The sequence below is a fragment of the Pseudomonas monsensis genome (assembly GCF_014268495.2).
Classification (GTDB): Bacteria; Pseudomonadota; Gammaproteobacteria; order Pseudomonadales; family Pseudomonadaceae; genus Aquipseudomonas; species Aquipseudomonas monsensis.
The window spans coordinates 942,626-965,113 of record NZ_CP077087.1; the positions used below are offsets into that span (position 1 = coordinate 942,626).

General features: G+C 60.9%; 10 protein-coding genes. 7 read left to right on the forward strand and 3 right to left on the reverse strand.

Annotated elements, in window-relative coordinates; all coding sequences use genetic code 11:
- Positions 1 to 150: 150 nt before the first annotated feature.
- From HV782_RS04005 to cbiE, 3 genes are read right to left on the reverse strand one after another with little or no spacing between them, the layout of a single operon-like run.
- Positions 151 to 879: a cobalt-precorrin-6A reductase gene (locus tag HV782_RS04005; protein ID WP_186747484.1), complete on the reverse strand. Its 729-nt coding sequence runs from the start codon at positions 877 to 879 to the stop codon at positions 151 to 153.
- Positions 876 to 1,973 carry a cobalt-precorrin-5B (C(1))-methyltransferase gene (locus HV782_RS04010; protein ID WP_186747482.1) on the reverse strand — a complete coding sequence of 366 codons (1,098 nt, stop codon included), beginning with the start codon at positions 1,971 to 1,973 and terminating at the stop codon, positions 876 to 878. The genes HV782_RS04005 and HV782_RS04010 overlap by 4 nt, the downstream gene beginning before the upstream one ends.
- Positions 1,966 to 3,177: a precorrin-6y C5,15-methyltransferase (decarboxylating) subunit CbiE gene (gene cbiE, locus HV782_RS04015; protein WP_186747480.1), complete on the reverse strand. Its 1,212-nt coding sequence runs from the start codon at positions 3,175 to 3,177 to the stop codon at positions 1,966 to 1,968. The genes HV782_RS04010 and cbiE overlap by 8 nt, the downstream gene beginning before the upstream one ends.
- 132 nt (positions 3,178 to 3,309) lie before the next feature.
- Between cbiE and cobG the strand changes: the two genes are divergently transcribed.
- The 7 genes from cobG (at position 3,310) to HV782_RS04045 (ending at position 22,481) form a co-directional block, all read left to right on the forward strand.
- Complete coding sequence (cobG, locus tag HV782_RS04020; protein WP_275970831.1) at positions 3,310 to 4,608, forward strand: precorrin-3B synthase; 1,299 nt, start codon at positions 3,310 to 3,312, stop codon at positions 4,606 to 4,608.
- Positions 4,601 to 5,227, forward strand: a complete 627-nt coding sequence (locus tag HV782_RS04025) for a precorrin-8X methylmutase (RefSeq protein ID WP_123471028.1) — start codon at positions 4,601 to 4,603, stop codon at positions 5,225 to 5,227. The genes cobG and HV782_RS04025 overlap by 8 nt, the downstream gene beginning before the upstream one ends.
- Entirely contained in the window at positions 5,224 to 5,958 is a 735-nt protein-coding gene (locus HV782_RS04030) for a precorrin-2 C(20)-methyltransferase (RefSeq protein WP_437180210.1), read from the forward strand. Before HV782_RS04025 ends, HV782_RS04030 begins: the two co-directional genes overlap by 4 nt.
- A complete protein-coding gene (gene cobJ, locus HV782_RS04035) occupies positions 5,958 to 7,658 on the forward strand; it encodes a precorrin-3B C(17)-methyltransferase (protein WP_186747470.1) in 1,701 nt (566 codons plus the stop codon). The genes HV782_RS04030 and cobJ overlap by 1 nt, the downstream gene beginning before the upstream one ends.
- Before the next feature lie 305 nt (positions 7,659 to 7,963).
- Positions 7,964 to 15,148: a TcdA/TcdB pore-forming domain-containing protein gene (locus tag HV782_RS04040; protein ID WP_186747468.1), complete on the forward strand. Its 7,185-nt coding sequence runs from the start codon at positions 7,964 to 7,966 to the stop codon at positions 15,146 to 15,148.
- A 265-nt stretch (positions 15,149 to 15,413) separates the two neighbouring features.
- Positions 15,414 to 17,666, forward strand: coding sequence for a TcdA/TcdB catalytic glycosyltransferase domain-containing protein (locus HV782_RS28790; protein WP_367616128.1), 2,253 nt, complete (start codon positions 15,414 to 15,416; stop codon positions 17,664 to 17,666).
- A gap of 36 nt (positions 17,667 to 17,702) precedes the next feature.
- Positions 17,703 to 22,481: a TcdA/TcdB pore-forming domain-containing protein gene (locus tag HV782_RS04045; protein WP_367616129.1), complete on the forward strand. Its 4,779-nt coding sequence runs from the start codon at positions 17,703 to 17,705 to the stop codon at positions 22,479 to 22,481.
- Positions 22,482 to 22,488 lie beyond the last annotated feature (7 nt).

The following is a 22,488-nucleotide window of genomic DNA, read 5'->3' on the forward strand; positions in this document are numbered from 1 at the left end:
GTATTCCTTGGGATACAGTCTGGCAAGCCGCTTTTCTGCGGTTGTCTGCCTGTATGAATTAAAGGAACCGAAGTATTGGGCGAGGGGATAGCGAAGACCAGTCGGCTGCTTCCTCAAAACAAGCCGGTTAATTCGCAGATAAATTTGAAATCAGGAAAAGTCTGACGTGAGCAGTGCATTAAGGACTTCAGACGTCGTCAGAAACTCCCGATCAACCCCCGGCAACACCGGCCGCTTCAACACCAGCACCGGCACTCCCAACTCCCGAGCCACTTCCAGCTTCGGCTCGGTCGCGGTGCTGCCGCTGTTCTTGCTGATCAGCACATCAATTTGCCGGCGCTCGAACAGCGCACGCTCGTCTTCCAGCAGAAACGGCCCACGGGCGCCGATGACTTCGCAGCGTTCGTTGCCGGGGTATACGTCGAGGGCGCGCAGGGTCCAGAACTGCTCGCTGGGGATTTCGTCGAGGTGTTGCAGTGGCTCGCGGCCGAGGGTGAACAACGGGCGGCGGAACGGTTTGAGGGCTTCGGTCAGTTCGGCCCAGTCGCTGACCTCGCGCCAGTCGTCACCCGCTTGCGGCTGCCACGCGGGACGGCGCAGGGCCCAGCAGGGGATGCCGGCCCGGCGCGCGGCGAGGGCGGCGTTATGGCTGATTTGCGCGGCGTAGGGGTGGGTGGCATCGAATAGCAGGTCGATGCCTTCCGCGCGAATGAACTGCGCCAGACCTTCGGCGCCGCCGTAGCCGCCGACACGCACCTGGCAGGTCAGGTCGGTCGGCACCCGGCCCACGCCGGCCAGGCTGTAAATATGTTCTGGCCCCAGCGTGCGGGCGATGACCAGCGCTTCGGTGACGCCGCCGAGCAACAGTATCCGCTTCATGCAAAACCTCCGGCGTGGCCGACAATGCCGCCCTGACGATCAATCGCAAACACCTCGACCTGCACCTGCGCCGGCACCACGCTGCGGGCGAAATTCAGCGCATGGCGGCAGACCTCATCACCGAGCGCAATCCCCGCCGCACTGGCCATCGCCAAGGCTTGCTGACTGGTATTGGCCTCACGAATGCCTTGCTGCAACGCCTCATCGGCGCCAATCGCCGCCGCCCATTCCGCCAGTTGCGGCAGGTCGATACTGGAATGCCGCGAGTGCAGATCCATGTGCCCCGCTGCCAGTTTGCTGATCTTGCCGAAGCCGCCGCACAGGCTGAGTTTATCCACAGGCACTTTGCGCAGATGCTTGAGCACTGCGCCGACGAAGTCGCCCATTTCGATCAGGGCGATTTCCGGCAGGTCGTAGACCCGGCGCATGGTGTCTTCGCTGGCGTTGCCGGTGCAGGCGGCGATGTGCAGATAGCCGTTAGTCCGGGCGACGTCGATGCCCTGGTGGATCGAGGCGATGTACGCCGCGCAGGAGAACGGCCGGACGATGCCGCTGGTACCCAGAATCGACAGGCCACCGAGAATACCCAGTCGCGGATTCATGGTTTTCAGCGCCAGCGCTTCGCCGCCCTCGACGTTGACCGTGACCTCGAAACCGCCGGCATAACCGGTTTCTTCAGCGAGCAGGGTCAGGTGATCGCTGATCATCTTGCGCGGCACCGGGTTGATGGCCGGTTCGCCCACGGCCAGCACCAGCCCTGGCCGGGTCACCGTGCCGACCCCCAGGCCGGCATTGAAGCGAATGCCCGGTTCCGCCATCAGCCGCACTTGCGTATAGAGCAACGCACCGTGGGTCACGTCGGGATCGTCGCCGGCATCCTTGATCGTCCCGGCCTCGGCGCCGTCGGCGGTCAACCGGCAGAACTCCAGACGCATCTGCACCTGTTTGCCTTTGGGCAAGACGATTTGCACGGCATCCGCCGCGACGCCGCCCAGCAGCAGGCGTGCCGCCGCGAGACTGGTGGCGGTGGCGCAGCTGCCGGTGGTCAGCCCGCTGCGCAGGGGGGCGGGTTGTTCGCCGGTCTCGTCACGCATCGCGGGGTTTGACCAGGTCGAGCAGCGTGATCGGCAGCGCCTGGCGCCAGGTGTCGAACTCGCCAAGCGGCTGCGCCTGGGCCACGTGAATGCGCGTCAGCTCGCCGCCGTGGCGTTCCCGCCAGTGCATCAGGGTGATTTCGCTTTGCAGGGTCACCGCGTTGGCGACCAGTCGCCCGCCGGGTTTGAGCTGCTCCCAGCAAGTCTCGAACACGCCTTCACGGGTCACACCACCGCCGATGAAGACGGCGTCCGGACGCTCCAGCCCGGCGAGGGCATGCGGTGCCTTGCCGCGAACCAGTTGCAGGCCGGGCACGCCCAGTGCATCGCGGTTGTGTTCGATCAGTGTCTGCCGGCCCTCATCCGCCTCGATGGCGATGGCGCGGCAACTCGGGTGCGCGCGCATCCATTCGATGCCGATCGAGCCGCACCCGCCGCCCACGTCCCACAGCAGTTCACCGGGGATTGGCGCGAGGCGGGCGAGGGTGATGGCCCGCACATCGCGTTTGGTCAGTTGACCGTCGTGCTGAAACGCCGAGTCCGGCAGCCCGGCCAGCCGCGACAGGTGCGGGGCGTGTGCGTCGGCGCGGCATTCAATGGCGATCACGTTCAGATCGGCAATCGGCGGGTTGGCCCAGTCATGGGCGTTGCCCGCGATGCGCCGCTCGGCGTCGCCGCCCAGATGTTCCAGCACCCACATCCGGCTCGCGCCGAAACCGCGCTCGCGCAATAGCTGCGCGACCGCCGCCGGGCTCTGTCCGTCGTTGCTCAGCAACAACAGTCGCACGCCACTGGACAACGGCGCATTCAGCGCCGCCAGCGGCCGGGCCACCAGCGACAGCGTCACCACGTCCTGCAATGGCCAGCCAAGTCGCGCGGCGGCCAGTGCGCAGGAGGACGGCGCCGGCAGAATCAGCATCTCGTCGCTCGGCAGTTGCCGCGCGAGGCTGGCGCCGACGCCATAGAACATCGGGTCACCGCTGGCCAGCACGCAGATCGCCTCCCCACGCCGCTCCAGCACCGGGGCGAGGGCGAACGGGCTCGGCCACAACTGCCGCTCGGCGCGGATGCACACCGGGAGCAAATCCAGCTGCCGCTGGCCGCCGACGATCCGCGAGGCGCCCATCAGGGCACGCCGGGCATTTTTGCCCAGACCCTTGAAGCCGTCTTCACCGATTCCCACAACCGTCAGCCAGGGTGACATCTATATTCCTCTAAACACGCCGTTCCGACGGGCAGACTTTTCATGCCGCCGGACAAAGCAGGCATAATACCGCGCCTTCGCCCGCGAAGCGCCTTTCCCACGCAGCCGGTCAGCCCCTTGAACGAACGCCCGATGTCCACCGCCTTACGCCCCTCGGCCTGCCCGGGGTTGTTGCGCATTGTCCAGGCGCTGGACGGCGGCATCTGCCGGATCAAGCTCAATGGCGGTGCGATCAGCGCTGAGCAGGCCGATGCAGTGGCCGATGCTGGCGCACAGTTCGCCGGCGGGGTGATCGAGGCGACCAATCGCGCCAATCTGCAGATTCGCGGGATCGGTCAGCAGAGCGCGGCACTGATCGACACCCTGCTGGCTGCGGATCTCGGGCCACGCACTGCTGCCGGCGACGATGTGCGCAACCTGATGCTCAGCCCAGCCGCCGGCATCGACCGGCAGATGCGCCTCGACACCCGTGCACTGGCCGGACAGATTCTCGACACACTGCAAAGCCATCCACGTTTCCATGCGTTGAGCGCCAAGTTCGCCGTGCAACTGGACGGCGGCGAAGCGCTGGCGATGCTCGAACATCCCCATGACCTGTGGTTGTCGGCGTTCGAACGCGACGGTGAAACGTTGCTGGCGTTCGGTCTGGCCGGATGTCCGACGGATCCCGCGGTCGCTGCCGTGTCGCTGGAAAACGGCCATGCCTTGGTGGTGGCGGTGCTGGAGTTGTTCCTTGAGCGGGCCCGACCCGAGCAGACGCGTATGCGCCATTTGCTCGACGAACTGCCGCTGCTGGCGTTTCTCGAACAACTGAGATCACGCCTGCCGATCACCGCTATCCGCCATTGGCAGCGCCCCCTGTCAGCGGACAATCTGCACATTGGCGTTCATCCGCAAAACACCGCGGGTCTGGTTTACATCGGTGCCGTTCCGCCGCTGGGGCGCCTCGATCCAGCGATGCTGCGCGGTGTCGCACACCTGGCCCGCCAGTTCGGCGATGGCAGCCTGCGCTTCACCCCTTGGCAAAGTCTGCTGTTACCGAATGTGCAGGCAACCGACGCGGCTGCCGTCCTGGCGGCGTTTGAGCAACTGAACCTGCTGACCCGATCCCGCGAGCCGCTGGCACACCTGATTGCCTGCACCGGCTCCAACGGCTGCGGCAAAGGACTGGCCGACACCAAGCAGGATGCCCGGCGGCTGGCGAGGTTGTTGCCGCAAGCACTGGATGTGCACCTCACCGGCTGTCCGCGCTCCTGCGCCGCCGCGCACCGTGCACCGGCCACCTTGCTGGCGGTCAGCCCCGGTCATTACGACCTCTATTTTCGCGATGCAACGCTGCCGGGTTTCGGCACGCTGCACGCACGCAACCTTACTATTGAAGCGGCCGCGACCCTGCTCGACGCCCGCTCCCGGAGCCCCCTTGATGCTTGATTACATCCGCGACGGTCAGGAGATCTATCGCAACTCCTTCGCGATCATTCGCCGCGAGGCCAATCTGGCGCGCATCCCGGCCGATCTGGAAAAACTCGCGGTGCGGGTGATCCACGCCTGCGGCATGGTCGAGGCCGTCGACGGTCTGCAATTTTCCGAAGGTGCCGGCAAGGCCGGGCGTGATGCGCTGGCCGCCGGTGCGCCGATCCTCTGTGATGCGCGGATGGTCTCCGAAGGCGTGACCCGCGCGCGGCTGCCGGCCAACAACGAAGTGATCTGCACCTTGCGCGACGACAGCGTGCCGGAGCTGGCCCGTGAGCTGGGCAACACCCGTTCCGCTGCGGCGCTGGAACTTTGGCGTCCGCACCTGGAAGGCAGTGTGGTGGTGATCGGCAATGCACCGACCGCACTGTTCTATCTGCTGGAAATGCTCGACGCCGGCGCACCAAAACCGGCGCTGATCCTCGGCTTCCCGGTGGGCTTCGTCGGCGCCGCCGAATCGAAAGCCGCACTGGCCGCCGACAGCCGTGGCGTACCGTTCGTGATCATGCAGGGCCGCCTCGGTGGCAGCGCCATGGCGGCCGCCGCCGTCAATGCCCTCGCCACGGAGATCGAATGATGCAGGCCAAAGGACGTTTGATTGGCCTGGGCGTCGGCCCCGGTGATCCGGAGCTGATTACCGTCAAGGCCCTGCGCCTGCTGCGCGAATCGCCGGTGGTGGCGTACTTCGTGGCCAAAGGCAAAAAAGGCAACGCATTCGGCATCATCGAAGCTCACCTGCAAGCGGCGCAGAATCTGCTGCCGCTGGTGTACCCGGTGACCACCGAAGCGCTGCCGGCGCCATTGTCCTACGAACAAGTGATCAGCGATTTTTACGATGAAGCTGCCGAAACCGTCGCGGCGCATCTGGATGCCGGCCGTGATGTGGCGGTGATCTGTGAGGGCGATCCGTTCTTCTACGGTTCCTACATGTACCTGCATGACCGGCTGGCCACGCGTTACGACGCGCAGGTGGTGCCGGGTGTGTGCTCGATGCTCGGCGGCGCCTCGGTGCTGGGTGCGCCGCTGGTGTATCGCAATCAAAGCCTGTCGGTGCTTTCCGGCGTGTTGCCTCACGAAGAATTGAAGCGACGTCTGGCCGATGCCGACGCGGCAGTGATCATGAAGCTGGGGCGCAACTTCCCCAAAGTACGTCAGGTGCTCGAAGAGCTGGGCCTGGCCGAGCGCGCGCTGTACGTCGAACGCGCAACCATGGCCAACCAGAAGATCGTGCCGATGGATCAGGTCGAGCCGATGTCCTCGCCGTACTTCTCGCTGATCATTGTGCCGGGCGAACGGTGGCAAGGCTGATGACTCAATCCCCCCCCGCTATTGTCATTCTCGGTCAGGCCAGCCTGGCCACCGCCCGGCGCATCCAGCAGGTGTATCCGGCAGCGCAGATCCATGGCCTGGCTGGCCGTGTCGAGGGCGCCGACCTGGTGTATCAGACGTTCGGCGAGACCCTGCGCGAGTTGTATCAACAGGACACGCCGATCATTGCCTTGTGCGCCGCCGGGATTGTCATCCGCACACTGGCGCCGCTGCTGCTGGAAAAGGGCGTCGAACCTGCCGTGCTTGCGGTGGCCGAAGACGGCAGCGCCGTCGTGCCGCTGCTTGGCGGATTGGGCGGGGTGAACGTCATGGCGCGTGACATTGCTGCCGGATTACAGGTGACGGCGGCCATTACCACCAGTGGCGAATTGCGGTTTGGTACCTGCCTGCTCAATCCACCCAGTGGCTACGCGTTGGCTGATCTGGAGGCGGGCAAGCGTTTCGTCTCCGATTTGCTCGCCGGGCACAGCGTGCGCATCGAAGGTGCGGCGCCGTGGCTGGATCAGGCGCAGTTGCCGCAAGACCCGCAGGCGCAGCGTGCCATTCATGTTGGCAGCGGCGTACGCGCGGCAAGGGCGGATGAATTATTGATCTATCCACGCAGTGTCGCGGTGGCGGTCAGCGCCGCCGTTGACGATGTGGCAAATGCTGTACGCGCCAGCTTGCAGCAGGCGAAAGTTGCGCTGCAATCGCTGGCCTGTCTGGTCGCAGCCGATAGCGAAATCGCTTCTGCGAACCTGCGTGAAGCGGCGCTCGAACTGGGTGTGCCGCTGCGCTTTGTAGCGGCGCAACCGGACATCGAAGCCCTTGTGCGCGCCGCCGTGCCCGGGACTGCCGTGGTTACCGCCAACGGCTTGGCCATCGCGGTTGCCGAGCAGCCGTTGCAGGTGTCGAGCATCGGTCGCCCGCGCGGGCGTCTGGCGGTGATCGGCCTCGGCCCCGGCGCTGCCGAACTGATGGTGCCGGCGGTCAAGGCTGAATTGGCCCGCGCCACCGACGTACTCGGTTATGAAACCTACGTGCGCATGGCCGGCCCGTTTCGCGACGATCAGGTGCAACACTGCACCGACAACCGCGAAGAGATGCAACGTGCCCGCCACGCCTTCCGCCTGGCCGCTGCCGGCCGTTCGGTGATCGTCGTGTCGTCCGGCGATCCGGGGGTGTTCGCCATGGCGGCGGCGGTGCTCGAAGCGCTGCATGAATCGAACGATCCGGCCTGGCACAGCGTCGATCTGGAAATCCTGCCGGGTGTTTCAGCGTCTCTCGCAACCGCCGCGCAGGCCGGCGCGCCGCTGGGTCATGACTTTTGCGTGATGTCGCTGTCGGACAACCTCAAACCGTGGTCGATCATCGAGAAGCGTCTGGATCTGGCCGCAGAAGCGGACCTGGCACTGGCCTTCTATAATCCGATCTCGCGTGCCCGCCCGTGGCAGCTGGGACGCGCACTGGAGATCGTCGCCCGCCATCGCGTGCCGCAAACCCCGGTGGTGCTGGGGCGCGATATCGGGCGTCCGGGGCAGACGTTGCGCACCACGACCCTGGGCGAATTGACGCCGGACCAAGTCGACATGCGCACCATGGTGCTGATCGGTTCTTCGACCACTTGCACGTTCGCGCGCGCCGATGGAAAGACATGGGTTTACACGCCTCGTTGGTATGGTGAAAAGCCTGTTGGTTGATAATAGTGGCGGTAAACGCCGAGCCAAGTTGTAAGTAACTTCCCTTGGCGTGACATGCAGTTAATCTTTTGAGTTGAATAATTAGTTTGAATGAGAAAGCCGCCAATCATATTGATTGGCGGCTTTTTGCGTGCGGCGGCAGGCTAAATGGAAAGTTAAATATATTGCCGGGTCATTCGCGCGGGCGGGATAAGTGTTATTCGTTGTTTCGCTGGATATTGTTTGAGCTTATTGAAGGTTTGAATGTGCCGTTTTTGCAGAATAGATTTCCTTCCGGTAATTCTATTTAGTCAAGGAAGGTAATAATGGAAGCTAACGATAAGTTGCGCGAGTTCATTTCCGCTGAAGATTACTCGCAAATGCAACAAACACTTGGTGAGTTTACCGGTAGCGCTGAACACACGGCGTTGTCAGAGCATTACAACAGGGCTATGCAAACAACCGATCACAACGAAAGACTGCTGTCGGTGAAGCTCTTCAAGGAATTGCTGGAGTTACTGATCAAGCGTAAGACAACGCCCGTGTTAGGGGACGTCAAACAGATCAGATCGCAACTGAACAAGTCCATCGCGCGCATGGCGGACACGCTAACCCTGCTCAAGGATGAAGGCCGGCCCGTGCCGAAAATCATGCACTTTGTCTGGGTCGGTGGCAGTGAAGTCGGCGTCAACCAGCGTGATTACATGAACATCTGGCGCCAGATCCTCGAACCACAGGGTTACCGGTTCAACCTCTGGTACGACAGCGATGCGTTGCTGGCCTTTGAAATGAACCGGGTGATTCTCGACGCCGCCAGAGTGGATGCGATGGAGGCGGGAGGCGATACGCTGAGCAAACCCGCGATGTTGTCACAAATGATCGAAGATCGCGCACGGGTGCTGAAACAGCAGATGTTCGCGTTCCTGGAACAACCTCAATGGCGCGGTAACGCCGACCAGGCGCGCATTGACTTGATGGTGCGCGCCTACGGCAAGGATCGGGCGACATTGGAAAACTTTCGTCAGCAATGCCTGGAAACGCATCGGGCAATGGTCGCAACGGACTTGCAGTTACGTGACGTTCGCCAAGAGTTTGCCGGGCACTTTTTACACGATGTCTACCAGCGTGAAATTGCCATGCGTGGCAACTTCGCGGCAGCGAGCGATGTCGTGCGGTTACAGGCCGAGTACCTGGAGGGTGGTCGCTACAGCGACATGGACTACTTGCCGCCGCTGGCCGAGAAGTTGGGCGCTGTCGATATCAGTGACTTTAACGGCAACCAGCGACTCGGGATTCTGAAACTGCTACTGGATCACAACGAGGCTTTGATGCCGGGGCGCGATCCACTGCGTTACCTGGAGATAACCGGTGAAATTCCCACTGCGGCCGACGCGGCGCTGACGGCGTTCGCGCACAGTAAGCCGGGTGTCCATGAGATCTTCGTTGCACCGAAGGAGCACGCGGCACCGCAAGATGCCATGCGCTTGGGAACGGCTCATGGAAGTGCGGTCACCGGGGAAATGAATGCGCACTTCATCGCCCATCCAGGCAGTGCCATGGTCATGGCCTACATGCAGATGATCCGCCTGAATTATGACTGCCTGCAGGAAGTCGAGCGTCGATCAATCGTCGCCGGTATCGACTTCGCCGATGAGGGGCGTTTGCTGGACGTCATTCAAAACGTCGTGAATGAAATGCAGGCGCTGGGCAAGTTGCCTGATTCCAAGATTCATTTTTCAGCGTCCAAATTGATTGACGCCATCCGGACCTATTATCAGGACGGGATACGCGTCGATGCGCGAGGCACCATCACCCTTACCGGACCGGGGGCGGCTGCCGCAGGGCTTACCCGGTATATCGAACAGCATCTGCAACCCGATCAGATCAATGAGATCCGTAGTCGCCTGAAACTGGTCGAGGGCTATAACGTTTCCACTGAAGAGGAACGGATCTCCGGCTGGACGGTGAATGGCGATGAACATGAATGGCTCAGGAACGAGCAGGAGAAATGGCGCACGGGCAAACTCAAGTCACGTTACGTGGGTCAGTTGGCCGGGTTGCTCAGGCAGCATACGCTGACCTTCAAACAAGGCTGGCCGGTCATTGAAGGCAAACCGGTGCTGTTGACCTCGGTACTGCAGCAACTGATTGATGACCTCGGTGAACCGTTCACTCGCGCAATGAGAGACAAGTTGAGTGGTGACATTAACTTCCCGATAGCGTTTTCCATCGACTTCGACAGTCGTGAGCAAATACGCACACAACCGGCAGGTGAGATTCCCGTTTCTCTGGGGGCTGAACCCACCAGCAACCTCAACGAACTGTTTTCGCACGTGGCCCACGGCTCTCTGTTGGCTGAGCAGTTGAGTCCTTTGCAGCGCGTCATGCTCGGTGGCCTGTTTGGCGCGACGAGCCTGGATGCCAGCGGGTTCGCCGGCGCCTGGCAGAACGTCATGAGCATTGCCCGGGATACCTCCGATGAAGGCTTGTTCGCCCGTTATAACGCGATTGAAAAGGTATTGGTCGAGCGCCAGTCGCCGGCCTTCGAGGCCGCACTGGCGCGGGGCGTGGCGAACGGCACGCACACGTCGCGCGTGCTCAAGGCGCTGGCGATGAATGACGCGCTGACACTGAAGCAATGGGGCGAGCGCATCGGACACATCCATCGTACCGCGCAGCGTGAATACACCACCCGGATCCTCAAGCGCAGCGCACGGGTGCGCGAAGGGTTTTTCCAGGCCGGTGCGCTTTCCAGCAGGCAGGTGCCCCAGGATCTGTTGATGCTCGGCACGGGTGACCCGGGGCGGCGCTGCTATCCGCTGGCGCTGTTGATGGGCGCAGCCATGGCGGCCGGTGAGCCGGCCGAACGTGCACTGGTTGCGCGTGTCGGTCATGCTGCGCAACATCCGCAGGACGTTGAGTCGCAGGCGTTGTTGAACGCATTGGGTGAGCTTCAGGACGTTTCCGGCAAGGCCTTTGGAGAGTCACGAGGCTTACAGCGCCTCGACAGCGTGATGCAGACGCTGGCGGCGAAAACCGCGCCGACCGTCCTGCTGCTCGACACCGGTAATCATGCGCTGCTGGTCGCCAACGTGCAGGTGGGCGAGCAAACGTTCTATCGTTTTTATGACCCTAACTTTGCGCTCTATACCTTTGCCGGGCACGCCGATTTAAAACTCGGCGTGGAGCATTACCTGAATGACAGCCAGCACGCATTGGCCACGCTTTACGGTTTGGGTGATGTCGACGCAGCGCACTTCAACGTCATCGAGCTGGACACCGCCGCGATCGCCGAACGGCAGCTTTCATCCAGCCTGCGTGTGGACAGTTTTTTACAGACAAAGGACCCGGCTTCTCAAACGTCGTCAGTCTGGGCCAAACAAGCGCTCGGCCGTGCCCGTTCCCTGAACGAAAATGCCCGAATGGGAGCCAGCCTGGCGCAAATGGACGCTCGTTACTGGGCGCAGGAACTCGATGAAGCCACCCGGCGTATCCGCGATGAACACAAACTGAGCGGTGACTATCTGCCATTGCTGGAGACGGTGCGGGCGACCCCGGAGGCTGGTTTTTCGGTGACGATGGTGGACGTCAAAAAACCGCAAAACAGCCGCACGGTCAGTACCAGCGATGCGCGTCTGAGCCGGGTCAGACAGCACCTGCAACGTCTGGTGAAGACCTTTGCAGGCAGCGCGAGCGCTCCGGCCGAAGCCGACGGTGGCAGCCGGTTGAGTTTCGCTTTTGTGATTCAGACGTTAATCAATGAAATGCGCCTGCGCGAATATCAGGCGGCAGGTGGCGAGATACCGGCGTTGTCGATTGCGCTGCAAGTGCAGGTTTATGTCAGCTATGCGCAGTTGGGTTTTGGCGTGCTGACCGATACCGCGCAGATCATCAATCTGGTGCGTCAGGTCGCGGCCAGTGAGCAGGCGCTGGCCGTGCGCCAGTCGTCGCTGTCCGGACGGTTGCTGGGCCGTACCGCCACGGCGGCCGGTGTCGGCTTTTCCATCGTCAATATCGGCTTCGATGTTTATGGGCTGACGGTGGCCGAGAATCATGAGCAGCGCTCGCGGTTGTCTGCGCAACTGACGTTCGATATCGCCGCGCTGGGGCTGGACGTGGTCGCGCTGACTGTGGGCGGAACGGCCGGCGCCGCGGCGGCGATTCTGTCTGTGCCGCTGCTCGGGGTCGGGATCGGTGTATCGGCCATTGCCAGCAACCTGGGACAGATCAGCGACAAGGCGACCGCCGTCGGTAACCATTTGCGCGCCATCTACAATGCTTACCAGCACGGCGCCTACACACTCGAACACGGGGTCTTGCAGTTCCCGCCCGAGGCGGTCATCACGCGCCTCGACCTGAAAGCCGATGAAGCGCGATTCGATAGCCAGAAGTTTTACCCCTGGAAGGGCGGTGCGCTCGAGTTGCCGCAGTACAACGATGACCCGAAACAGCTGCACCGGGCCGTCGACATTCGCCAGGCACTGGAGCTGCCTGAGGTGATCAGGCTGGGCAATGCCGGTGGTCGTCATACCGTGGTGTTGCCGTGCACACCGATCTGTTACTTCGGTTACGAATACCAGTTGGGAGGTTCGGGCTATGACTATGTGCCATTGCCTGGAGAGCGGGTGACGCCACGTCTCGCGAGTGAGATACGCGGGCCGAACTGGTGGGCATTGACGTCGCTGCCGAAGGTGCTGGGAGAAGTGTTGACCAACAGTTCGAACAACGGCATCCATACCCGATATCCGCAGTTGCGCAACGCAGTGGCAGACAAGCTTGAATATGACAGGCAAGGCAACCGTCAGGTGTATCTGCACAGCACGCCATCGTTCAAGCACATCCTCTACAAGCTGCACCCCGTCTTTAAAACAACGAAAATCAGCGTGCGACTCGACGATCAGGTTCGTCAGTTGGTGGTTCCAGAGCTGCCTAAGGAGTGGCACGCGAAGCTCCACTACGAAATCGTTGCCGCCGCCGGTCAATACCAGATGCAACTCACCCCCGGATTGGTCGCCGTGAGGTTTCAAGGCAGTGCCAAATGGGTGGTCCGTGCGCCGTGGGTCAATATCGAACGCGTTGTGTTCAACGCTTCGCCTCCGCTGGCGGACGAGCGTTTATCGGCAGGCCACGATGCTCGCACACTGAGTGTCGACGGTATGCTGGTTATAGGTTTCGACGGCTTGATCGAACTGGCTGACGGCGAGCTGTTCCAGGTCGACTGGCAGGCGCGCCGTTTGCGCCTGGTTTCGGTCACGCTGCAGGACGGGCAAAACACCCTGCAAAAGGTTCTGGTTCATCTGCGCAAACGGGCTGGCGAGAGGCGTCTGGCGGAGGGCTATGTGACCCTGAACGGATTCGAAGTGCCCTACAATCCAGCCCGCTCGCCGGTGCTCACTACGGCTTATTACGACACGCGGCAGGAGCGCTTGCTGTTTGCCCGCAATCTGCCTGTCGAGGTCAATCGCGGCCTGGTGTTGGGCGCGGCGACCGCCACTCATGCGTGGTTCTATCACCCCGATCACGGGACGATATGGCAGGTCGATGCGCTGACCGGCACCGTCGTGCGTCGCTATCGTCTGCTCAGCCTTGACCTGGGCACCAGGATTACGAGTTTCACCCAACAGGCGGACGGCAGTCTGCATATCGCGCAGCAGTTGCGTGAGCAGGCATCCGCGAGCAAGGTCGAGACCACACTGACGTTCCAGATCAGCGGACTGAAGGTGACGTTGCTGGATATCAAAATGTGGTCGCCCGGCCTTGAGGGCTCCAGCCTCAAGCCCGAAGCCGGAAGCAGAATCTCTTTTCTGCGGCACCGTCTGAAAAAGGCTCGCCCTTTCGCGGACGGAACGCCAGGCATGGCATCGGCGATCAGCATTTGGTCATACACTCCCTTTGTTCACGCGCACGCTTACTCTTTTGACGTGTTGCTGGAGCGCGCCTGGATTGCCACCGGCCATGAGCGATACTTTCGCGCGCAACACGGCAGTGCGCCTGACATGGTCATGCTCATGCCCAAGGTAACGGATCCGGAAGCCGCGCTGATTTTTTACAGTAAAGACACTCAGACGCTCAGTCATGGCATCGAAATCAGAACCGATTACTTCTTCAATCAGGTCATCGCGAAGGACATCGTCGAGGTCACCCGGGCAGGGGATCGCTATATTGCCACCCGCGCCGATGGCCGGCTTTTCGAGATCGACTTGAGCGCCAAAGCCAATAACTGGCAGTCCGAAATCGACGAGCACGTGTTGAAGTTCTTCGGTTTGGGGCAGCACTGGCTGCAACGCAATCCTGATTGGCTGAGCGCCCTACCGGCGTTGGCCAAGGCCTATAAATCGGAACCGTTTCCGATCCTCGGCCTGACCGGTGCATCCGGCGATGCGTTGCTGGCGGTGTGGTGTATGGGGGAGAAGGTTGTGCTGGCCCGTGGCAGCGAGCGCAAGGAGTTCGCCTTGCTGGGGCGGACTCCGGATGAGCAGGCCGTTTGGCTGCTGGACGTTGCCGCAGGGCAAATCCTGCGCCAGCCGCTGATGCCGCTCGATGCACTGCGCAAGGTGTTTGGTGACGGTCAGCGGCTGCTGCATCCCGACTTATTGCCAAACGCGGAAAAAGTCTGGCCGAAATGGACATTCAGTCAGGTGTCGGCCGATGGCGAAGGTTTGGTGGGCCGCACTCGCGAAGGGGTGAATCTGCAACTGCGCGATCATCAGCCCGCGCGCATCGTCGGTGTCGAGAATGCCTGGTCGTACGTGTATAGCGAATCACCCGAGGCATTGCGGGCTCGCTTGAGAGCGCTGGTGCACGAGCAGCCCCACGCCGCGTTTTTGCCCTTGGGCAGTGTTCCGGATCGCTACAAGTATTACGTGCCGGCACTGGATCGCGTTTTCGAGATTGCGGGACGAGCCGATGGGCAGTACCCGCAGTTTCTGGGAACCCTCAACGAGACGGTGCCGATGCTTTTCGATCCGGTGGACGGGTTGATCTTCAGTCGCGGATCCGCGGAGGATCTCTGGCTGCCAGGCAGTTACGCCCATCGTGAAGGTGACGTGTTGTCGCTTGAAGTGAACGACGAAGTAACGGATTGGCTGCCAATGTTGCCTGATGGGGTCGACAAGTTGATTCTGACTTTCGGCGCGCAGGCCGCCCGTTATCGGCTATCGGAACCCGTCTGGCAGCGCCTCGATTGTATTGTGGTCAATCCACGGCGTAGCTCCGGGCTCGAGATGCCGCGAGCAGACTTATTGACTCTGGATTTACCTGAAGCCGGACATCTGCTGATGTCCCGGGTCGCCGGGCATCTGGTACTCAGTGACCCGGACAATGCCCACAGCTTGATAGTGCGGGGCGTCGATCCGCAGGATGGCGAGTCGCCAATGCCCATGGCCCTGGCCGTCACTATTGAAGGCAAACAGTGCACGTTGAGCATTGAACAGTGGCTGCAGGCTTACTCACGGGCACAGGGCGATGAAGCCATTGTTACGCTGGGCGCGGTGATCAAAGAAATAATCTGATTTATAAATCAAAATTTAAATGGCAGGGCCGCCAACAGATTATTGGCGGCTCTTTTGTTTTTAAAATTATCGGTTGTCAGGCAATAGTTATTGTTTGTTGGGGTTGTCGGTTGTGCGTAACAGACGGTCTATAAATGTCCATGTGTCTGCTGACATGGACGCTTGCAATTGGCGACGCACGATAATATTTGAATGTAATCCGGTTTGAGCCTGAAGTTGATGATAGTTAGCGTGTTGGCTCAATTATCTCGTTGAGACCCGGTTCATGAAGAGTAATAAAACATCCGAGGATAAAGAGTTTGATTTTGCCAGTCTGTTTGATCTGGCCGATCTTAAAAAGGCTCTTGAACTGCAAGCCGACAACCAACTGAGTGATGCCGTACTGCGTTTTTACAGCGCTTGTGTCGACCCCCAAAACTCCGCACGAATACTTGAACCGCTGGCCCTGCTGCGTCAGACCCTGGCCCTGCTGCTGGCGCCGGGGCGAGTAAAGCGCGGTACGGAACAGCCTGTCACGAATGACCGGCTAACGAATATCTACCATCAGGTCGAACACTTCGAGTCCCGTGTTCAGTCGAGTGCTGCGCTGCTCAAAACCGCGCCGACGCCTGTTGCGAAAACGCTGCACTTTGTCTGGCTCGGTGGTGGTGTTGGTGACATTCAGCGCGATTACCTCTACGTCTGGCGCCAGGTGCTTGCCGGGCAAGGTTATGCACTCAATCTCTGGTATGACAGTGATGCACTGCTGGCCCACCAGACCAACAAGCTGATTGTCGAGGCGGCCAAGGCCGATGCGCTCGCACAGGTTGGTGAAAAAGTCATTGATGAAAGTGCGTTGGCCACTCTCTACGAAGAGCGCGCGATCGTCTTGAAGCAGCAAATGTATGCCCACATCAATGCTGCCGTTGAAGGCGGCGAGTCGGCTGATGAAGCACGCATCGCGTTGTTGGTCGAGGCCTACGGTCAGGACCGCGCAACGTTGCAAGTGCTCAGGGAGCGCAATCGTGACAGCGTGCAGGCACTCGCGGGAGCGGACCTGCAGTTGCGCGATCTTGATGTCGGCGAAGAACCGCTGCAATTGCAAGACATCTACGAACGCGAGACCCGTTTGCGCGGCAATCTGGCGGCGGCGTCCGATGTGGTGCGTGCCGAGGTCCTGTACCGCGAAGGTGGCAGTTACGCCGATGTGGATAACCTGCCACCGCTGCGAAAGCATCTCGCCGGTGTTGACATGGGCAGCCTTCAACCGCCGGCCCGCGCCGGCGTCTTGCAACTGATGCTCGATCACAATCCGCACTGGATGCCTGGACGTCAGGCACTGCGTCAGCGCTATACGCATTATCTGGAACAGATCCCTCTCGAGCACCGTTCGACAATCGAAACCTTCGCCAAAAGCCATCCCGCCATGGGCGAGGTGTTTCAGCCTCCGGCAGATCGGCTGGTCCGACCTTTTGCGCTGAGGGCTGTTGCTGAAGGGGGGTCGATGAGCAATGCATTTTTGATGGCTCACCCCGGCGCAGCGATGTTGCAATCGCTGATCAAGCGATTGCGCTTGAGCTATGACTTGATTGATGCCACGGCCCGTTTAGCGGTGCAGCGAAGAGTTGCGTTGAGTGACAGCGAGCGTATGTCAGAGCTGGCAAATGAGGCGTTAGAGAAATTCTATGGCCCTCTGGGCGAACTGCCCGCAGAGCAGGAAATTTTTGCAGCGTATCTGGCCCGTGCAGCAGCCTGTCACTTCAGTGACGGCATTCGCCTGCAAAGCGAACTGACCATCTACCTGACCGGACCCGGCGCCATGCGCGACAGCATGGGCGATTACGAAAGAACTCACTTTACCCCTGTGGATGCGCAGGTGTTTCGCGCGGATACGCCGATCTCTGCCCTTGGGACAATCAATCGCGATACCGAAGAGGAGCAGGACCACTCCTGGAAAGACAACGAAACCGATCCTGAGCAATGGCTCAAGACAGAGCGCCAGCGCTGGAGTAGCGGTGAATATAAAACCCGTTATGCGGGTGATATCGGGCAGTTGCTCAAGGGCTCGACCCTGGTGTTTGAACAGGGATGGCCAAAAATCGAAGGCCGCACCGTATTGCTGACGGACGTCTTGCAGCACCTGGTCGATACCCTTGGCGAGCCGTTTATCAGGGCGATGCGCCTTGGTCATGATGGCCCTGTCAACTTTGAGCATCCATTGCCGTTGAGTTACGCCGAACGCCAACTGATCAGGCAACAGCCAGCCAGTGCGCTGCCTCCGCCGTTTCTCAGTGTCGCCAATACGCAAGCGCTGGGGCTGGATGAAGTGCTGGTCGGGATGGGCCGTGGTGAGCTCAGTCTTGACGAGATTACCCCGTTGCAACGACTGGCCCTCGGCGCACTGATTGGAGCCGATTCGCTGCACGGTCAGGCGTTCCTGGCGCTCACGGGGGAGCTGGACAACCTCGCCAACCAGGTTCGTGATCTGGGGGTTTCCAATCGTTACGCGGTCATCGAGCGACATCTGTATCAGCGATAGGATCGGGCGTTCCTGAACGGTCTGGCGGCTGACCTGTTGCCAACCAGCGCCGTGGGGGCACTGGCGCTGAAGAAAAGCGCCTTGAAGGATGCGCACACCCAGCGCCAGTGGGGGCGGCAGGTCGGGCAGATCCAACACGTCGCCACACTTGAACATCGCATGCAGATCAACGAGCAAACCGATCGCCTGCTCGGTTCGTTCGACTTCGGCAGTTTCGCAGCGGTGCCTCAGGATTTCTTGCTCGGTGGTCGCGGCGAGGCCATTGGCGGGCGGTGTTACCCATTGGCGTTGCTGATGAGCGCGGCCCTTACCGAGGGCAGCCCAGCCCTCCAGCAATTACGCGAACGCTTTTTTCTGGCGGTGATCGAGCCAGGGAAGAACGATTCGATCGCTTTCAAGCACGCGGTGGAGGAACTGCGCGGTATCGCACTGAGTGACGTCGGTACGCCGCTGGGCCATGCCGATCTCACGCAAATCAGCGCCGCTCTGGAGAGTCGCAGCGGCCCCCGGATGTTGATGCTCAACTCGGACAACCATTCGATGCTCGCGGCTAAAACCGTGGCGGGAGGGGTGACCACTTATCACTTCTATGATCCCAACTTTGGCCTGTTCGGGTTCAGCGACGCCATCCAGTTCCAGCAAGCGCTCGAGCATTTTTTCGTGCGTCAGAAGATGGCCGGTTATTACGCAGCTTACGGTGACGAAACGCGGCCACAGTTCAATCTGGCAGAGCTGCACGCCGAGCGGATCTCATCCTGGCCATTGTCCGGCGCGATAACGGCGGGCACATTGTTGAGTAATGAACCGTTGCCGGAACAACCGGAAGGCAGCCTTCGCCAGCGTCTTAATAGCGCACACGGCCGATCGCTGATCGAAAACGCCCACCTGGGCGCGAGCCTGCTCGGACTGGACAGCCATTGGTGGGGCCAGGAGATCGCCGCCGCCACAGCGGCCTTGCAAAAACTGCACGCCGGGGCGACGCCTTTGGTGCCGTTGTTCGAAACGCTGCAAGTGACGCCTGAAGGCTCATACCGACTGAGTCTCATCAATCCGTCAAATCCTGCGCAGGTGGTCGAGGTGCTCAGTGAGGATCACCGTCTGTTGCGCATCAAAACCTGGTTGTCCGGGCAGTTCTCAACCTTGGCGCGCAAACCGCAGCGGACCGCTCATGGGGTGGATCCCACCGAAGCCGGCAGTGTGCATACCCTCAACGCCGGCTTCACTCTTCAGGCCTTGATGAACACATTGCGCGGACGGGAAGGGGAGGCGCGCACACTGACCACGGCTGTGCGTCTGCATGGCTACGTCAACTATGCACAGTTGGTGCATGGCAACGTGGTGGATGTCGTGGGGCTGATTCGTCTGGTGCGCACGGCGCTGAATGAGCAAAAGGTCATTGCCCGCACCGTTGGGCCGGTGGTCAGCGAAGCGCTGGGCCACGCAGCCAATGAAGGTGTCGGCGCCGTGCTGGGGCTGGCCAACGTTGGTTTTGATGTCTACCAGTTGGCGACCGCCGAAGATGAGGTCGAGAAGGCACAGTTCGGCACCCAACTGACCTTTGACTCAGCCAGCCTGGCCTTGACGGCGGGGGGGATCGGAGCGGCACTGGCCGGCGCCTCAACCGCTGCGGCGGTGCTCGGGGGCGCGGGGGTCATCCTCGGCGGTCTGGCGGTCGGGTTCGCTGCGCTCGCCCAGGGCTTTACCGGCATTGCACGTGATGCGGAGGCCGTCGGTAACTTCTTCGCGGACATGGAACATGCGTATCGCGGGGTCGGCTTTCACTTCGACGCCCGCCTGGGCGCCTGGACTGTGCCGCCTGCGCTGCTGGTCAAAAGCATTGATCTGGCCAATGGCAAACTGCGCCTCGACAGTCCCAAACTCTACCCTTTGCGTGATCACATCGGCGTGACGGACTACGACCTCGACTACGACCGGGCGATTGATATCCGTCAGCAGTTAAAACTGCCGGGCGAGATCGTGTTTACCCCTCCAGCCAAACAGACCATCGTCTTGCCATGTACGCCGCAGACTTGCTATGGCTATGAATACAAGGCCCTGCCATTTGGCAACCTGCGCGACGACCGCGGTTTCGATACGGCGCGACGTCTGGAAAAAAAGAACAAGAACGGCAATTGGCTGTTTCGTTTTTCGTTTTATTCCTTTCCTTGCGAATACATCCTGCATCGGTTGTATGCCGACTATCGCCAGACTGTCATCGAGGTGCAGCTGGATGCCGTCGAACGGGTCCTGGTGGCGCCGTCGCTGCCGAGTATCTGGGAGGGCAAGGTGTCCTACCGTATTTGCGGAGCCGACGCTTCATGCACATTGGCGCTGAGCCGCGGTTATGACATCGAATTGCAAGCGCCGAGCGGCACCCGATGCAGTTGGGTGCTGGAGGCCGGATGGGCGCGTGTGACGGATATCCGCGTCGAACTCGGCGAGCTGTACATCGGCAATGTGCACCTGAAGCTGTCCGGCCGTGGTCGACATACGCTGCGCTTGCGTATAGCCGATCAGCAATTGTTCCAGGTTGATCAGGTCAGGCGTCAGCTGGCGATCATCGAACAGAGTGCGCCTGCCGGGCTGGATGAGCAGGCGTTGCTGACGCACTACAAGATGTTGGCCAACGAGCATCGTTTGCTGCTGCCCTACACGCCGATTCATCAGTGGCCAATCCCGTTCGAATCACCGCAACAACCCCGGTACGTCACAGGGTGGTATGACGCGCACGAAGAGCGCTTTCTCTATATTCGCAACGAAGGCGCCGGGGAAACCGATGAGGCGCAGCTGGCGCTGGTGGTCAACGGTTACGCGTACTTTTACGTGGCGGACAGCTACGACATCTGGCAGGTCGATACGCTCAGCGGACTGATCAAACATCGCTTCCGTGTATTGCTGGAGGGGGACAGTCTGCTCGACAAATTCCAGGTCGATGCCCACGGCGTGATTCATTTTGTGCAAACGGTCAGCGCTGCCCATGCCCCGCGTGAATTCGGTTACCTGATCCACGACGGACAGTTATTGCTCGGTTCGGTGACTTACGGTCAGCATCGCGAGTTGCAAGCCACCGTGTTCGCCAGCGATACGCTGGTCGATTGGCCCTCGGTGCTGGGCAATTACCTGATCGCCCGTTCCCATCCCGAAAAAGATGGCGTGACTACGGTGGAGTGGCAACCGGCGGCCTATGTTTCCGTGTGTTGGGCATTCGATCCGGGCAAGCGCGATATGGTCTGGATCCGCGGCGCCGATCGACTGCTGATTCATCCCCAGCCGCTGCCTCGTCATGCCCGCGGTTGGAAAGACTCGATCAAGCACCTCGGCGACTTGATGCTGATGCCGATGACGGACGCCGCCGATGTGTTCTTCATCTACAACCGCATCGACCAGACGCTTTGCCGGCAGGAGCGAACCGTGAGGCAGGGCCAGGCGCAATGGTCGAAACGCTGGATCGAGCCGGCAGGACTGACGCAGGTGGTGGCTGTTGACGGGGGGTATCTGCTACTCGATGACGAGGGGCGTTTCTTCAATCTGACCGCGCAAGGCGATGTGCTGCTGGCTGGCCTCGATGAGCGATGGCTGCAGGATCGAGCGCAATGGTGGCTGGCGCTGGAATCAATCGCCAAACGTTATGCGGCGAACGGTTTTGCGATTGTCGGGTTACGCAACGTCGCCGGTGACGGCAACCTGTCGGCCTGGTTTGTGAACAACCGCTTGCTGCTGTGCGATATGGGGCGCGACAAGGAAGTACGTTTGCTCGGCGTCACACCCGATAACCAGGCGTGCTGGGTGTTTGACCTCTCGAGCGGAGCGATCTGGAGCCAGCCACTCATGGATCCGCAGAATCTTGAGCGGGCTTTTGGCGCAGGTGCGCAGTTGTTGCACGCCGACGCTCTGCCTGCACCTGTGCCGGAATGGGCTGACTGGCGATTTGCCGAGGTGCGCGTCGACGGCTCGGGGTTAGCGGGCACTACGGTGGAAGGCGTATTGCTGAACCTTCGCTATCAGGAGTCTGAAGTCATCAGTGGGGTCAATCGACATTGGGTCACTGCGCAGGGCGGTCCGCTGCTCGAACGCCTGCAAACCTTGTTGAACGACGTCGATCACGAAGATTTCGTTTTCGTCGAGTCTGGTCCGGACAGTCTGCAATGGTATGACGTGCAGGGTGCCAGGCTGGTGCGCGTTGTCGGCAAAGCGCTGCCTTTGGATGCTGTTCTGCTCGGTACACAGCATCAGCCATCCCGCGAGGGGGCAACCACGGTATTGCTCCACGAGCCTGCTGCGGGCACGGTGCAGACCTATCCGGGCATGCACGGCCTTGGGCGATTCAACTACTTCCAGCGCAACGCTCAGGTGGTGACCATTGAGGCGCAGGACCGTGTGGATGATCTGTTGCCGCTGATTCCCGATGACGTCTCTTTGATGGTTCTGCGGCTGGGGCAGGGGCATGTGACCTGCAGGCTATCGCGGGCCGCCTGGCGCAGGCTTGATTCGCTGATCATTGATTGCCGGCACGCGTCGGGTGAAGTGCCAGCGGTGCCTGGCAAGTTGATCTGGGAGTTCGATGCGCCGGAAAAACTGCTCTTCGAAATCGTCCGGGAACATCTGCTGATCATTGATCCGGACAGTGAGCATTGCCTGATCTTGCGTGATGTCTGTTCTGCTGACGAGGCGTTGCGCGGCGAGGTTTTCCTCGCGTTCAATCACCAGCATTCCCATGCGGTATCGACGTGGGTGCAACGTTTGCAGGCTGGTGAAGGGCGTTCGAAAAGCATGACGCTGCAGGATCTGACGGCGGTACCGGCGATCGCCGCGTAAGGCCGTC

Excerpts from the sequence above, each read along its gene's own strand:
- HV782_RS04005 (WP_186747484.1), bottom strand. The coding sequence starts at position 879 with ATGAAGCGGATACTGTTGCTCGGCGGCGTCACCGAAGCGCTGGTCATC.
- HV782_RS04010 (WP_186747482.1), bottom strand. The coding sequence starts at position 1,973 with ATGCGTGACGAGACCGGCGAACAACCCGCCCCCCTGCGCAGCGGGCTG.
- cbiE (WP_186747480.1), bottom strand. The coding sequence starts at position 3,177 with ATGTCACCCTGGCTGACGGTTGTGGGAATCGGTGAAGACGGCTTCAAG.
- cobG (WP_275970831.1), top strand. The coding sequence starts at position 3,310 with ATGTCCACCGCCTTACGCCCCTCGGCCTGCCCGGGGTTGTTGCGCATT.
- HV782_RS04025 (WP_123471028.1), top strand. The coding sequence starts at position 4,601 with ATGCTTGATTACATCCGCGACGGTCAGGAGATCTATCGCAACTCCTTC.
- HV782_RS04030 (WP_437180210.1), top strand. The coding sequence starts at position 5,224 with ATGATGCAGGCCAAAGGACGTTTGATTGGCCTGGGCGTCGGCCCCGGT.
- cobJ (WP_186747470.1), top strand. The coding sequence starts at position 5,958 with ATGACTCAATCCCCCCCCGCTATTGTCATTCTCGGTCAGGCCAGCCTG.
- HV782_RS04040 (WP_186747468.1), top strand. The coding sequence starts at position 7,964 with ATGGAAGCTAACGATAAGTTGCGCGAGTTCATTTCCGCTGAAGATTAC.
- HV782_RS28790 (WP_367616128.1), top strand. The coding sequence starts at position 15,414 with ATGAAGAGTAATAAAACATCCGAGGATAAAGAGTTTGATTTTGCCAGT.